Annotated in this window: 12 protein-coding genes and 1 pseudogene; 3 read left to right on the top strand and 10 right to left on the bottom strand. The window is 28.2% G+C overall.

Annotated elements, in window-relative coordinates; all coding sequences use genetic code 11:
* Nucleotides 1-71 precede the first annotated feature (71 nt).
* The 4 genes from J5A73_RS10235 to der are packed head-to-tail and all read right to left on the bottom strand — an operon-like array spanning nt 72 to nt 4,520.
* The gene (locus J5A73_RS10235; protein WP_371813404.1) at nt 72-560 is read right to left on the bottom strand and encodes a MarR family winged helix-turn-helix transcriptional regulator; all 489 of its coding nucleotides are present in this window, start codon (nt 558-560) and stop codon (nt 72-74) included.
* Nucleotides 561-574: 14 nt separating this feature from the next.
* On the bottom strand, nt 575-2,008 hold the full coding sequence (cysS, locus tag J5A73_RS10230; protein ID WP_211615484.1) for a cysteine--tRNA ligase: 1,434 nt from the start codon (nt 2,006-2,008) through the stop codon (nt 575-577).
* A 43-nt stretch (nt 2,009-2,051) separates the two neighbouring features.
* Nucleotides 2,052-3,170, bottom strand: coding sequence for an AI-2E family transporter (locus J5A73_RS10225; RefSeq protein WP_211615482.1), 1,119 nt, complete (start codon nt 3,168-3,170; stop codon nt 2,052-2,054).
* A gap of 24 nt (nt 3,171-3,194) precedes the next feature.
* A complete protein-coding gene (der, locus tag J5A73_RS10220; RefSeq protein WP_211615480.1) occupies nt 3,195-4,520 on the bottom strand; it encodes a ribosome biogenesis GTPase Der in 1,326 nt (441 codons plus the stop codon).
* Between the two features lie 223 nt (nt 4,521-4,743).
* On the opposite strand from der, the gene J5A73_RS10215 reads away from it, so the two are divergent.
* The 3 genes from J5A73_RS10215 (at nt 4,744) to J5A73_RS10205 (ending at nt 7,579) form a co-directional block, all read left to right on the top strand.
* Nucleotides 4,744-5,685, top strand: coding sequence for an aminotransferase class IV (locus J5A73_RS10215; RefSeq protein ID WP_178938243.1), 942 nt, complete (start codon nt 4,744-4,746; stop codon nt 5,683-5,685).
* A 523-nt stretch (nt 5,686-6,208) separates the two neighbouring features.
* The gene (locus tag J5A73_RS10210; protein ID WP_249069284.1) at nt 6,209-6,562 is read left to right on the top strand and encodes a transposase; all 354 of its coding nucleotides are present in this window, start codon (nt 6,209-6,211) and stop codon (nt 6,560-6,562) included.
* Between the two features lie 117 nt (nt 6,563-6,679).
* A complete protein-coding gene (locus tag J5A73_RS10205; protein ID WP_305798732.1) occupies nt 6,680-7,579 on the top strand; it encodes a family 1 glycosylhydrolase in 900 nt (299 codons plus the stop codon).
* A gap of 86 nt (nt 7,580-7,665) precedes the next feature.
* On the opposite strand, the gene J5A73_RS10200 is transcribed toward J5A73_RS10205, so the two are convergent.
* The 6 genes and pseudogenes from J5A73_RS10200 to J5A73_RS10175 all read right to left on the bottom strand — a co-directional run bounded on the left by J5A73_RS10200 (nt 7,666) and on the right by J5A73_RS10175 (nt 15,260).
* A complete protein-coding gene (locus tag J5A73_RS10200) occupies nt 7,666-7,812 on the bottom strand; it encodes a hypothetical protein (RefSeq protein ID WP_211615478.1) in 147 nt (48 codons plus the stop codon).
* 125 nt (nt 7,813-7,937) lie between these two features.
* Nucleotides 7,938-9,185: an RNA-guided endonuclease TnpB family protein gene (locus tag J5A73_RS10195; RefSeq protein ID WP_211615475.1), complete on the bottom strand. Its 1,248-nt coding sequence runs from the start codon at nt 9,183-9,185 to the stop codon at nt 7,938-7,940.
* A 436-nt stretch (nt 9,186-9,621) separates the two neighbouring features.
* Nucleotides 9,622-9,738, bottom strand: a complete 117-nt coding sequence (locus tag J5A73_RS10190) for a MarR family transcriptional regulator (RefSeq protein ID WP_158393362.1) — start codon at nt 9,736-9,738, stop codon at nt 9,622-9,624.
* Between the two features lie 35 nt (nt 9,739-9,773).
* On the bottom strand, nt 9,774-12,869 hold the full coding sequence (locus J5A73_RS10185) for an AAA family ATPase (RefSeq protein WP_211615473.1): 3,096 nt from the start codon (nt 12,867-12,869) through the stop codon (nt 9,774-9,776).
* A complete protein-coding gene (locus J5A73_RS10180) occupies nt 12,866-14,002 on the bottom strand; it encodes an exonuclease SbcCD subunit D (protein ID WP_211615471.1) in 1,137 nt (378 codons plus the stop codon). Before J5A73_RS10180 ends, J5A73_RS10185 begins: the two co-directional genes overlap by 4 nt.
* A gap of 160 nt (nt 14,003-14,162) precedes the next feature.
* Nucleotides 14,163-15,260: pseudogene (locus J5A73_RS10175) on the bottom strand (RNA-guided endonuclease InsQ/TnpB family protein).
* Between the last annotated feature and the right edge of the window lie 166 nt (nt 15,261-15,426).

Genomic DNA, 15,426 nt, shown 5'->3' with positions numbered 1-15,426 from the left:
ATTTTTTTCAACCTTTTTAAAGTTTTATTTGATAAATTCCTATATTTTTGAAATTATTATATCACATTTTATTAAATAATCCAAAAGTCAAATTCTTCAGAAACTTTATCATATTTTTTATCTTTCCCCAAAATTTCTACAAACTCTCTAAAAGATTTTCCTGTTCTCTCCAAATAATTTTTATCTCCCACAAGTTCTTCAATTTTTTCAGTGATTCCTTGCCAAGCTTCATAAATTTCATCAATTTCGTCTAACCCTTTTTCTGTTATTTTTGTAAAAGAGTTTTTTCCCATCTTTTCTCGCACAACATATCCTTTTGAAACCAATTTATCGACAAATCTTGTGACTGTCGACGGAGCTATTGCAAGAAAAGATGAAATCTCGTTTACTGAAAGTCCATCTTTTTCTTCTTTTAACAGCATCATGAGAAAAGCGTGAGTCGGATAAATATCTATTTTCTCAAATGATTCTTCCGCAATTCTATTTATCATTCTAAACATTTTTGAAATTGTAAAATATAAACACTCGCTTATTTCTTTTTCATTTTTATTACAACTCATCATATCACTCCTCTTTAATCTTTAAAACTATAACTTGCATTTCCATCTTTTGTATCTTTAATTTCTATTCCCAAATCTTTTAAATTATCTCTAATTTTGTCAGAAAGTTCAAAATCTTTTTTAACTCTCGCAGATTTTCTAACTTCCAAAAGTAACTCTATCAATTTATCAGTTAATTCATCATTATTTTTTTTGCATTGCTTTTCATTTTTTAAATCAATTCCAAGCACATTTTCAATTTTATTTTTTAGAGATTCACAAGACTTTTTCACTTCCAAGACAATTTCTTTCTCTTCTTCAAGTTTTGATAAAAGTTTATTTGTGTATTTAATTTGCTCAAAAATTGCAGCTAATGCTTGTGGCGTATTCATATCTTCATCCATCGCCAAAACAAACTTTTTATCAAATTCTTCAATTTTCTCAAACGAATTTTTATTCTCAAATAAATTTTTATCTGCTAAATTTATCGTACTTTCAAATTGATTCATCGCATTTACAATATTTTGCAAAGTTTTTTTTGTATCTTTTAGCGCTTCAAAAGAAAAATTAATTGGTTTTCTGTAATGTGTACTTACCATAAAAAGTCTTATTACATTTCCCGAAAATTTTTCTAAAATTTCACGAAGTAAAAAAAAGTTTCCAGTTGATTTCGACATTTTGTCGCCATCAATTTGAACAAAGCCATTATGTAGCCAATAATTTGCAAAATTTCCGTGATAGGCACATTTACTTTGAGCAATTTCATTTTCATGATGTGGAAAAATCAAATCTTGTCCACCACCGTGAATATCAAATGTGTCTCCCAAATATTTTTGTGACATCGCACTGCATTCTATATGCCAACCAGGTCGTCCTTTTCCCCAAGGTGATTCAAAAAATGGCTCATTTTCTTTTTTACTTTTCCAAAGGACAAAATCCAGCGGATTTTTTTTGATTTTTGAAATATCAATTCTAGCTCCCGCTTCCAGCTCATCAACTTTTTGATTAGACAATTTCCCATACTCTGAATATTTTTTCACTTCAAAATAGACATCTCCATCTTTTTCATAAGCAAAGCCATTATCTATTAATTTTTTTATAGTTTCTATTATTTCGTAAATATTTTCTGTAACTTTTGGTCTTTTTACATCACTCAAAATATTTAATTTTTTCACATCTTCAAAAAAACCATCTATATATTTTTTAGTGATTTCTTCACAAGATAATTTTTCTTCATTAGCTCTATTTATAATTTTATCGTCAATATCTGTAAAATTTTGCACAAATTCAACTTCATAATTTTTATATTTAAAATATCTGGCAAGTACATCAAAAACAATAATTGGACGAGCATTTCCAAGATGTATATAATTGTAAACTGTAGGTCCACAAACATACATTTTCACTTTGTTTCTTTCAAGTGGCACAAATTTTTCCAATCTATTTGACAATGTATTGTAAAATTCCATTTTTTATTTTCCTTCCTAAAATTAAAATTAAATTTTTTTCAAATTATTTTTTCAAATTATTTTGATTTTTTTGATTTTTTTTTATATAATTTTCCCAATAGAATATCCAAGTCAGTTTAATCACGATATAAATTGGTATCCCAATAAACGCTCCTCCAATTCCAAAAAGCGCTCCTCCAATCAAAACGACAAGTAATGTCGTAATTGGATGCATTTTAACCGATTTTCCTGTAAGCCAAGGTTTTACGATATTTGCTTCAATAGTTTGCACAATTGTAACTAACGCAACAATAATGATTACTAAATTAAAAGATTTTGTTGCAGCGTAGAAAATTACAGGAATAAGACCAATAAAAGGTCCTAAAAAAGGTATCACATTTCCAAAACCAATAATTAGTGAAAATAAAATGCTGTAGTCCAATTTTAAAAAATAGAAAATTATAAAAGACGCCACTCCGACAATCATACTGTCAAGTACCGTAACCAAAATATATTTTCCAATCGTTTGATCTATACTTTTTGCCAAATTGACAAGTTTTCTATCTTCATCTATGTCCGTCAAAAAATTTTCAACCCAAATTTCAATACTGTCATAGCTAAAAATTAACATAATCGTAAAAATTGGCGTCATAAAAAGCAAAGTAAAAGTGCTGGTTACAATGGAGTAACTGGAAGTCAGCACCCTTACCGTCATATTTATAATCACATCTTTAGAACTCATAAGCGTATTTTTTAAATCAATGTTATTTTGCTCCATAAAATTAAATGCCTTACTTTGAAAATCCCCTTGATTCTTCAAGAAAAATTCAATTAAACTTGAACCTTGTTTCGCAATTAGCGGAATAAAAGCAAGAACTATATATATAAAAATTGCAAAAAATATTGATAGCACGATTAAAATCGCCAAATTTCTATTTTTTATAAGTTTTTTAGTCGGATTTTCTTCATTTTTTTTATTGCTTATCATATCAATAATTGGCATAAGCGAATACACGATTATAAATGACAAAATGAACGGAAAAATCGTACTTATAGCAAGATTAATCGGCTTTTTAAAATAATCGTAAACTTTGAAAAAAAGTAAAATTGATAAAAATAAAAGTGACACTACCATTAACACATTTTTCGCTTTTAAAATTTTTTCTTCATCATAAAATTTCATCTATCTCCCTTTCGTAAAAAACTTTTATCCAAAAATTTTGTCACCTTTTTTATTAAAAATTATATCAATAGGACATCCTTCAAATCCAAAATATTCACGAAGTTTATTTTCAATATATCTCTTATAAGAAAAATGAATCAACTCTGGATTATTTGCAAAAAATACAAATTTTGGCGGTGCTTGGCTAATTTGTGTCGCATAATTAAGTTTAACTGCTCTTCCCTTTCGAGTTGGTACAGGATTTTGCGCAACAATTTCTGCTAAAATTTGATTTAATATTCCAGTTGAAACTTTTTTATGATATTCTTCATTGATAAATTTCGCCTGTTCCAAAATATTAAGCGTTCTTTTTCCAGTTAGCGCCGAAATTGTCACAATCGGAGCATAGTCTAAAAATGCCAAATCCGCTTTGACAAGCTCTTTAAACTCTTTCACGCTGTTGTCATTTTTTTCAATCAAATCCCATTTGTTAATTGCAATTATAATTGGCTTTCTTTCATCATAAATCATTCCTGCAATTCTTTTGTCCTGATCCGTCAAAAGTTCTGTCGCATCTAGCATTAACACGCACACATCCGCTCTTTTAATGGCTTTCATCGCACGAAGCACGCTGTAATACTCGATGTCATCTTCAACTTTAGATTTTCTCCGAATTCCTGCAGTATCAATAAGAGTGTACATCTCCCCATCATATTTTAGCGCCGAATCAATTGTATCTCTTGTTGTTCCAGCAATATCGCTCACAATCGAACGCTCTTTATTCAACAATTTATTTAAAAGCGAAGATTTTCCAGCATTTGGTCTTCCAAGAATTGCAATGCTAAGCCCTTCTGAAATTTCTTTAGTATTTTTATCGTCAAATTTTTCAACTACAGCGTCCAGCAAATCTCCCAAATTTGTCTTATGTTCTCCAGAAATTCCAATAACTTCTTCAAATCCTAACCCATAAAATTCAAAAATATTTTCCTGCTCCTTCATATAATTATCAATTTTATTGACAGCTACAATAACTTTTTTATCCTGCTTACGAAGAATTGTTGCTACATCTTCATCAAGCCCTGTAATTCCAGCTTTTCCATCCACCAAAAATATAATTACATCTGCTTCATCAATTGCAACCTGTGCCTGTTTTTTTATCTTACTCATCATAAAATCTTGAGTTCTAGGCTCAAGTCCACCTGTATCAACAAGTAAAAATTTATTTCCCAGCCATTCCATTTCACGATAAAGTCTATCACGAGTAACTCCCGGCTCATCTTTTACTATAGATAACCTATCTCCTACCAATTTATTAAACAATGTCGATTTCCCTACATTTGGTCTACCAACAATCGCTACAGTATGTTTCATATTACCTCCATTTTCATCTTTATAATATTAATTTTTTATTTGTATATTCAATTTATACTCTTTATATTTTAACATATTTTTTGCTTTTTTATTAGCATTTTTTTGAGAAAGCAAAATAATTTTTTACTTTGTCCGTCTCAAAAAAAATTTTACATATTGAGCCAAAAGTGGTAAAATAATACCTAAGAATAGAAATAGAAATAAAATACTGGAGGTAAATTTAATGGCAGGTAAAACTGAATTTATGAAATATGCATATTTCGATAAAGAAATAGTAGAATTTGAGAAAGCGACAGTAAGTATTGCAACTCACAGTTTACAATATGGAACAACTTGTTTCGGTGGAGTTAGAGGATACTACAGAAATGGGAAAGTAGCAATTTTTAGATTGGAAGATCACTATAAAAGACTTATGACAGCTTCAAAAATGTTAGGTTTTGAATTTTTCATGGAATGGGATGAATTTAAAAATATTGTAACTGAATTAGTTAAAAAGAACGATATTAAAGAAGATTTTTATATGAGACCATTCATTTTCTGTAAAGAACCAAGATTATCACCTAAAAAAGCAGGACTTGATTTTGATTTAGCAATTTATATGTTGCCACTTGCAGATTATGTAAGTACAAAAGGTGGATTAAGATTGATGAGTTCAACTTATAGAAAATATAACGATTCATCTATCCCAACTAAAGCAAAAGCAGGTGGATCTTACATCAATTCATTCCTAGCTACAAGTGATGCTCAAAGAAATGGTTACGATGATGCGTTAATGTTTGATGATGCAGGAAATGTAGTAGAAGTTTCTGTTGCAAATATTGTATTAATCTACAGAGATCAAGTAATTATTCCTGATACAGGAAATGCAGCACTTGAAGGAATTACAGTAAGATCAGCATTAGAATTATTAGAATACAATGGATACAAAATCAACCGTGGAAAAATTGACAGATCAATGGTATTTACAGCAGATGAATTGTTAGTAACAGGAACAGCAATGAAAATCACTTATGCCGAATCATTAGATCAAAGACCAATTGGACAATTAGACTTCCATGCTGAACCAAAACCTGGTAAATTCTATGAATTGTTAAAAGGTGAATATGAAAAAGTTATTAATGGAGATCACGAATTATCTAAAGAATGGTTATTTGTTGTTGAATAATAAATTTCTTTAAATTTAAAATAAAAAATAGAATATAATGAAATAAAAATACACTGAAAGTGCTATAAAAAGTATTGAAGGTGTATTTTTTTATTATAAACTTGTTTTTTTTATTTTAAAAAAAACTTGTAATTGGAAAAAATTAGGAGTACAATATAATTAAAGGGGAAAGAAAACAATGGTTTAAATAAAGTTTGGATAATAATTAGAAATGGATAAAGATATAATTATTGGGAAATTAAATAGTAATGTAAAATTTGGGAAGAGAGATGGTTAATTATGATCATCTCTCTTTTGAAGTTATGAAGATTTTTTAATTTTAAAAATTTTTAACAAAAAGATAGCAAGAAGTCGTAGGCTTTCTATAAGTGGGAGATGAATTGCTTTTTTTTGTAAAAAAAATTGAAAAAAGGATATATTTATGATATGATTTATTCAGTGAAATAATATAAAAGTAGGTAATAATAATGTCGTATAATAGTAATTATTATTCAGTATTTGATATAAATTATCATATGATTTTTTGTATAAAATATCGAAAAAATTATCTAAAGAGTATAATGCTGTGGTTGTTGAGGCTTTGAATATGAAAGGGATGAGCCAAGCATTAAATTTTGGGAAAAGTGTAGGAGATAATGGATGGGGAATGTTTTTGAGGATGGTTGAGTATAAACTGATGTTTTTAGGGAAACAATTTTTGAAGATAGATAAGTGGTTTCCATTGTCGAAAACTTGCAGTAAATGTGGAAATGTTAAAGAGGAACTGAAATTATCAGAAAGAAGTTATAAATGTGAGTGCTGTGGAATTGAAATTGATAGAGATTACAATGCGGCATTGAATATAAAAAACATTGGAAAAGCAATGTTGAAATATTAAAAAATAAAAGAAAACAGGGTAGGAACTACCCGAAGAGCTTGGTAAATATATTTGGCTAGCAAAAGCAGATACTTCCCAAGAAGCTCCTGCTTCTAAAAGCGGGAGTAGTTCACTGAAATAAATTCTGTTTTACATGCTCCGTTTATGAGTGGAGGAATTCCAACTGATGGAGAAGTGAAACCTACTAAACAGGAATTGTATCAAGCAGTTCACAATGAATTAGTGGCTTCTGCATTGGCTACAAAAGTTGGACATGAAATTAATCCAGATTTCAAAATTGGATGTATGATTTTATCAATGCCAGTTTATCCAATGACATCACATCCACTTGATACATTAGCAGTAAGACAATTTGAGAGAGAAAATTATTTATTTGCTGATGTGCATGTGAGAGGAAAATATCCAGCATATGCAAGAAGATATTTTAAAGAAAATAATATAAATATTGAATTTGCTGAAGGTGATGAAAAATTATTAGCTGAAAATCCAGTTGATTTTGTATCGTTCTCGTATTATGTGAGTGTTGCTGCAGCACATAATCCGCAAGATTATCAAAGTGGAAAAGGTAACTTGCTAGGTGGATTGAAAAATCCATATTTAGAATCAAGTGAATGGGGTTGGCAAGTTGATCCAGTTGGACTTAGAATTGTATTGAATGATTTTTATGACAGATACCAAATTCCATTATTTATTGTGGAAAATGGACTTGGAGCAAAAGATGTTTTAGTTGATGGACCTAATGGACCAACTGTTGAGGATGATTATAGAATTGATTATTTGAGAAGACATTTGGAACAAGTGAGAGAAGCGATTGAAGATGGAGTGGAAGTGCTTGGGTATACTTCTTGGGGCTGCATTGACTTGGTTTCAGCTTCAACGGCTCAAATGAGTAAAAGATACGGATATATTTATGTTGACAGAAATGATGATGGGACTGGTTCATTAAAACGTTATAAAAAGAAATCATTTGACTGGTATAAAAAGGTAATTGCAAGTAATGGAGAAAATTTAGGTTAAGATGGAGTGCATAAAAATTTTTGTGTAAACTCAAAATTCTGAACACTCTCCTCAAAAATTCAGGAGTTTTAATAACTCCTGTTTTTTTATGAAATATTTATTTTTGCATGACTATTTCCAGCACTATCTTTTGTTATGACAATTTGTTTTTCAATTTCTTCCTTCAATTCATTGACATGCGAAATTATTCCAATTAGTTTACCGTCAGTTGAAAGACCTTTTAGTGCAGTCATCGCTTGTTCCAGCGTCGTATCATCAAGCGTTCCAAATCCTTCGTCACTGAACCTCCCACGACTAAAGTCACAGGGTTCTAAAATCTCTAAAAATATTTAAAAATTTTCTAAGAAGTTTGATAGCTTTACACTACCCTTATTCTTTTAGGTGTGTTCAGCTCACCTCTATTGTATAGGACACTTAAATCCACAACTTTACTTTTTCTTAATATATTTAATGCTCCATTACAATCCGCATTTATGATTTTACCTGTGCTTGTTTGATATAGTCCTCTTTTTATCCTTTTTCCACTGAATATATATTCTTTTTGATTTTCTTTATCATATATTGGAATTTCATCTCCATCAAAGAAACTTGCTTTTGATGTATAACTCTCTTCTTGCAGTTTAAATTCTATTCCATATAGTTTACATAGATATATTAGTTTATCTCTTAATTTTCCATATGGTATATTTACAAAGTTCTGATTATTTATGCTTCCAATATTTGATTTTCTTTGAAAATCTTCATTATATCCTAGAACTATTCTTCCTATATCATTATTAAGACAATAATTTATAATTATTCTTGCTGCTTTTGAAAGATAATCATTTATGCGATTATTTCTCCTTCTAGCTATTCTCTTTTGCCTTAATGTTATATGCTCTATCTTTTGCTTATCTTTAATGCTTTGCAATTTTGCATTTGTCTTGTTATAGTATTGATTAATAGATTTTAATTTTCTGCCGTCTATTAGGAATGAAGCTCCGTTATTTGTAACACAAGTACATAGATTGTCTATACCTAAATCTATTCCTAGTCCATTTTCTTTGTTTAATTCCCTTTGAACTTCCTCTACTTCATAAGTATATTGAATTTCAAAGTACCTAGAATGTTGTTTTGGTATTATTCTAATTTCTTTTATCTTCTTACCTTTCAATACTGGTGGCAGCTTAATTTTAACTTCCTGATGAGTTTTCTTAAACGAATTTGAATAAGGAACTATCAGAATATCATCTTTTAATCTAACAAAACCTATAACAAGAGTTGTAAATCCATCTTTAGCAAGATATTTAGGTAATTTTATTTTCTTATTATCATATTGACCATTTTTAGCAAGTTTTAAAAGTCCAAAAAATGATTTGAAACTTCCGTCTACTTCTTTTAGAATTTGTTGAGCCATATTAGAATTTAACTTCTTATAGTTCTCACTGTTTTTAAGCATTTTATAGTTTTCGTTATAACTTAAATACTTTTTCTTATTAAAATAATACTGTCTAATATTATATATAGCTTCATTAGTTAAGTTCTTGGCTATATGAGATAAATATTTTAAATTCCTAAACTCTTTCTTACTAAGATGTTTTACTTGTTGTTTTAAAGTTAAATACATAGATATCACCTCCTTTTCATCAGAGATATTATATCATGTATTCTACATTTTATCTGTTTATTTTTAAATATTTTTAAAGTTTTTAAAACCCCACAACAGTGGGAAGCGTCGTTCACACAAGTGCGCTACTACTTATGCAGTTCTCTTGGCATATATACTCCTTAATAAATTAAGGAGATTAGCCTTGAACTTCTTGTTATCTCTAACAAGCACAGACTATATCTTATCCATATCCTATTTCAAGGACTTAGGCGAAACCACTTCCAATACCAATCGCTTGTATTGTACTCCCCTCACGAGGGATAGTCGTTGAACTTTCCTTTTCAGGCTTAGCTGCTGATTGTCTATTATCATAATGTTTAGGATTTAACCTTGCACCATCTAGTATATTTTTTCTGCTTTCGCTACCTTCACACTTATACCATTCACTTAGGTATTATGTTGTGGTTATACTAGCTTTAAGAGTTCCCAGCAGTTCAGTTTCTTTGTTGTACGGTTTTGCTCCGTGTCTACATACAAGTTTCCCTATATGCTTACTAAAATTTTCGTGCAATTCATCTCACGAATAAAGTCGCGAGTGTTCTTGTACTATTTAATAAACAAAGTTTCAAGCTGAATTCCACCTGACATTTCTTGAACAACATCAGAAAATCCAAGAGCTAGTGACAATGATGCCAAAAATGATTCTCCACCCGAAAGCGTCGAAACTTCCCTGACAGTTCCGTTATGATAATCATAAACATCTAAATTTAACCCAATTTTTGCAGTTCTAAAAGCACTCTCGCTTCTTTTCAGTTCATATTTTCCATCCGACATCGCAAAAAATCTTTTATTAGCTTTAAAAAGTATCTTTTCAAAATATTTTATATGAACATAAGTTTCAAATCTTATTTTATCTTTTCCCGCAATTTTCCCTTGAATCGTATCAAAAAGAGCTTTTAGTAAAGTATTTTTTCTTTGAACTTCTTTTAATTGACCAAGTTTTTCTTCATATTCCCTTAAAATTTTTTGATTTATTGAAAGTTTAGAATTATTTTGTTGAAAAATTTCTGTTTGTGAATCCAATTTATTTTTTAGCATTTCAAATTCTTGCGAAAGAAAATCTATGTTAAAATCTTTATTTTTTTCAATTTCTTTTTTTAAATCAAAAATTTCTTTTTCCTGCAAAGCTAATTTTTTATCTGATTCATCAAATTGAGCTTTTTCATCTTTTATTTTTTTTCTAATTTTAAAAATTTCATTTTCAAATTCTAAAATTTTATCTTCTGCAAACTCTTCATTTTCAAATTCAAGATTATTTTTTATTTTTTCAATTTCTTTTTTGCAATTTTTCAAATCAGTTTTCATCGAAGTCATTTCTTTTTCCAATTCAATCACATTACTTTTTTTATTTTCAATTTCTTTTTCTTTTTTTGGAATCTCTTCTTTCAAATTTTTTAGCTCTAAATTATTTTGTTCTTCAATTTTAATAAAATTTTGCAGTTCTTCTTTTTCTTTTAACAAAACTTTTTCTCTTTTTAAAAGTTCAATTTTTTCAGTTTCAAATTCAAAATTTTTCTTTGTTCGCTTTTCAATTTCAAGAACAACATTTTTAAAATTAGTATCTGCTTCCACTTTGAAAGAATTTGCCTTTGTCTTTTTTTCTAAATTTAATTTTTGAGAAGAATTTAGTTTTTCCAATTCTTCTTTTAATAATTTAATTTCTTTTTTACAATTTTCTTTTTCTTTTTCCCTATCTTTTTCTTTTTCAATCAAATCATCTATTTTTTTCATTTCATCTTTCAAAAAAGAAAATTTATTAACTATCCATTCGTCAATTTTTTCTTTCTCAAGATTTTCAATTTGAAAAAAATCTTTTAAATTTTTTTGTAAATTATTTTTTTTGATTTCAATTTCTTTTAAAATTTCTCCACAATTTGCACTTAATTTATTCACTTTAAAAAGCATTTCTTCAGATTTGTTTTCTTTTTCTTCCACTTCCTCCAAAGTTATATTTTCAATTTGAGAAGTACATGCTGGTTTTGGATGAACTTTTGAGCCACAGACTGGACAAGGTTTATTTTCAACTAAAGTTTTTGCAAGAATTCCAGCTTGATTGATGTTATAAATTTTTCTTAAATTTCGAGAAATTTTATTTTGAGCTTCATAACTTTCTTGACTTTCTTCAAACTCTTTTAATTTCAAATTATACTCAATCGAAGTTTTGTCAATTTCAGAATTTAAAATTTTTAGATTTTCCAAATTTTTTAAATCATTTGAAATTTTATTTTTTTTCAAAGAAAAATCTGCAAAATTTTTTTCAATCGTTTCAAATTTTATAAATTCTTCTTCTTTATTTTTTAAAAAATTATTATTTTTTTTAATTTCATCTAAAATTTTATTTTCTATTTTTTCCAAATTTTGAACTTCAGTTTCAAAATTTTTTTTCTTTTCTTTTTTCTCGCAATAATCCTCAAAAAGTTTTTTTAACTCTTCCAATTTTTCAATTTGATTTTTTGACTCTTTCAACTGACTTTCAAATTTAAAAATATTTTTAGAAGATTTTTCCAAATCATCTTTTTTGTCTTTTAAAATTTCCAATTTCTTTGATTCAAGTTCAATTTGATTTTTTAAATCATCTTTTTTATTTTCTTTTTCAAAAACTAATTTTTCCAAATTACTTTTTTCATCTTCCAAATTTTTCAATTCCGAATATTTCTTCAAATCATTTTTTATAATTTCTTTTCTCGTATTTAATTCATAAATTTTATTTTCTTCATTCGCATGTTTTTCCAAGTTTTTTTTATAATTTTCAAAATTAATTTCTTCTTCTAATTTTTCTTTTTTTAATTCTTCTAATTTTTCTTTTTTTATTTCAATTTCTTTCGCAATATCCAAATTTTTTTCAACATTTTTTTTATCGCCTTCAATTTTTTTAATTTTATTTTTCAAATTTTTTTCTTCTTTTTCTTGAAACAAAATCAATTCACTCAAAAATTCAGAGAAATCTAAATTTTTTTCATTTTCATCAAAAAAATCTGACTCAAAATCTTTGCTACATTCCACTCTTTCTTTAAAACTTTTTATCTGTTCCGTCAGAAGGTTATCTTCGTCTTCAACTTTTTTATATTTTTCCTTCATTTTTTTTTCTAAAGTTTCATAATTTGTTGTTTTAAAAATTTCTCTAAAAATACTTTCTTTCTCGGGAGTCTTAGCAAACAAAAATTTTGCAAAAGCTCCTTGCGCAATCATGCAAATTTTACCAAATTGATCTTCATTGACTCCCAAAATATCTTTTATTTTTTTTGCAACTTCATCTTTTTTTGTTAAAACTTTTCCATCTGGAAGATGTAATTCCACTTTTGCATTTTCAGTTGTAGTTTTATTTTTCCCTCTTTTTGACTTTCTCTCGTAAGCTGGATTTCTTTTAATATAATAAATTTTATTTTTGTAGGAAAATGTAAGTTCCACAAATGTAGCCACATCTTCTTTCGCATATTTAGATCTCAAAGTCATGTTTTCACTAGTTCCATCGCTCAGACTTCCAAAAAGTGCATAACTAATTGCATCAAAAATCGTAGTTTTTCCAGCTCCAGTTTTTCCAGTAATCAAATAAATTCCATCATTTCCCAATTTTGTAAAATCAATTTCTTCTTTTCCACCATAAGATTTAAAAGCGGAAACAATAAGTTTTAAAGGTCTCATAATTCTCCCTCCCAAATTTCGTCAATTAAATTTTTCATTATTTCTTCCTGCTCAGTTGTCATCTTCTGATTATTTTGCAGTTCATAAAATTCTGAAAAAACTTCAAATGGATCTCTTTTTTTAATTTTTTCAAAATCAATTTTATTATATTTTTGAGTTCTTTTATTGTCGTACTCCAATTTTAAAATATTTTCGTAAATATCTCGCAATTTTTGCAGCGCATTTGGAACTTCATTCTCATCAGTCAAAATTATTGAAATATAATTTTTCGTGTTTACATTACAATAAAACAATTTCTTTGTAATTTCTTCAAAAGTCCCTTTTATAACTTGCATATCCCGCAGCGGTACAAGTGCAACAGTTTCCACCTTAAAATCATTTTTCGAATTTATTTCCACAATCGTGACTGACTTTTCCGAATTTATTTCAGAAAGTGAATATTTCAACGGAGACCCACAATATCTAATTCTCTTCTTTTCTCCAATATTATAAGCTCTGTGAATATGTCCTAATGCCACATAGTCAAAATCATAAAAAATCTCAGAACTTATGTTGTCGAGTCCACCGACATTTTTTTCTTCAAGTTCACTTTGAGAAGTTTCAGTCACAAATTGATGTGCAATTAAAATATTTCTTTGAGAAACATCAATATTCATATTCTTTACAATTAATTTTGCCGCATCGTCATAAGAATTTATTTCTTCATCCAAAAAATATTTTTTCACATTCACAGGTTTTAAAAACGGCAGCAGATAAAAATTAATCTTGCCATTTTCGTCAGACAATGTATATTTTGAAACTTTCCCATCAAAAACAGGCGAAATATAAATTTTTCCAAATTTCATAACTTTTGCTCCAAATGAAAGTCTTTCCGCTGAATCGTGATTTCCGCTAATTATGAATGTACTAATTTCTCTTTTAGAAATTTCAAAAATAAAATCATCCAAAAGTTCGACAGCTTCTATCGTTGGCACAGTTTTGTCATAGACATCTCCCGCAATTATAACGGCGTCAGGTTTCACATCATCCATTATTTCCAAAATTTGCTTCAAAATAAATTTCTGATCTTCAATCATCGAAAACTCATTAATCTTTTTTCCAATATGCAAATCAGCCAAATGTAATATTTTCATTAAATCTTCCCACTTTCGTTTTTTATAATTATACAATAAAATTAACAATGTGAACTACTCCCGCTTTTAGAAGCGGGAGCTTCTTGGGAAGTATCTGCTTTTGTTAGCCAAATATATTTACCAAGCTCTTCGGGTAGTTCCTACCCTGTCTTTTTATTTCCTAATATTTCAACATCTCTTTTCCAATGTTTTTTATATTCAGTGCCGCATTATAATCTCTATCAATTTCAATTCCACAGCACTCACATCTATAACTTCTTTCTGATAATTTCAGTTCCTCTTTAACATTTCCACCTTTACTGCAAGTTTTCGACGACGGAAACCACTTATCTATCTTCAAAAATTGTTTCCCTAAAAACATCAACTTATACTCAAGCATTCTCAAAAACATTCCCCATCCATTATCTCCTATACTTTTTCCAAAATTTAATGCCTGACTCATCCCTTTCATATTCAAATTTTCAACAACCACAGCATTATATGTTTCAGACAATTTTTTCGATAATTTATGCAAAAAATCCCTTCGGCAATTTTTGATATACTCATGCAATTTTGATATTTTCGCTTTTTGCTTATACCAATTTTTAGAAAACTTCACTTTTCTCGATAATGATTTCTGTAATTTTTTCAATTTTTTCTCCAGCATTCTAAAATATTTTGGATAATCAGCCCTTTAGTTTTCAGAACTGACAAATAATTCAGACATTGAAAAATCAAGTCCAATTACTTTATCACTATTTGTCATTTTTTGAATTTCTTTTTCAAATTCCGTCAAAATAGAAACATAATAATTTCCATTACTGTTTGTCAATGTTGCCGACTTTATCTTGTAATCCTTCGGTATTTCTCTATGATATTTTAATTTTATTCTTTTCAATTTCGGCAAAACCAAATATTTGTTTTCCTCAATTCGTATTGAATTATTCACACAATTTGTCGTGTAACTTTTAACACTTTTCTTTTTAGATTTGAACTTTGGAAACTTTGCTCTCTTTTGAAAGAAATTCGTAAACGATCGTTTTACATTCAATTGAGCATTTGAAAGTGCCAGACTGTCCACTTCTTTTAAAAATTGATTTTCACTTTTCAAACTAGCAGGTGTAATTATTTTATTTTTTCCAGTTTCTTCATAAATTTTATTCGCAGTATACAAAATCGTATTGTAAACAAAACGAACACATCCAAAAGTCTTATTTATCAAAAATTTCTGTTCCTTATTTGGATAAATTCTGTATTTGAATGCTAAATTATATTTCATGAAATTACACCTCCTTTTGATTTTGGATATTATTTTAATTATTTTTTTAGAAATTTTATTATTTATAACTTCTCTTCAATATTTTATACAAAAATTGTATCATAGATATATCCTTTTTTCAACTTTTTAAAAAGCAATTCATCTCCCGCTTGTAGAAGCCGGAGAC

Source organism: Leptotrichia sp. oral taxon 218, assembly GCF_018128225.1.
In the GTDB taxonomy this organism is placed as follows: domain Bacteria; phylum Fusobacteriota; class Fusobacteriia; order Fusobacteriales; family Leptotrichiaceae; genus Leptotrichia.
The sequence above is the reverse complement of the archived record's forward strand: the minus strand, read 5'-3'. Positions and strand labels throughout refer to the sequence as shown.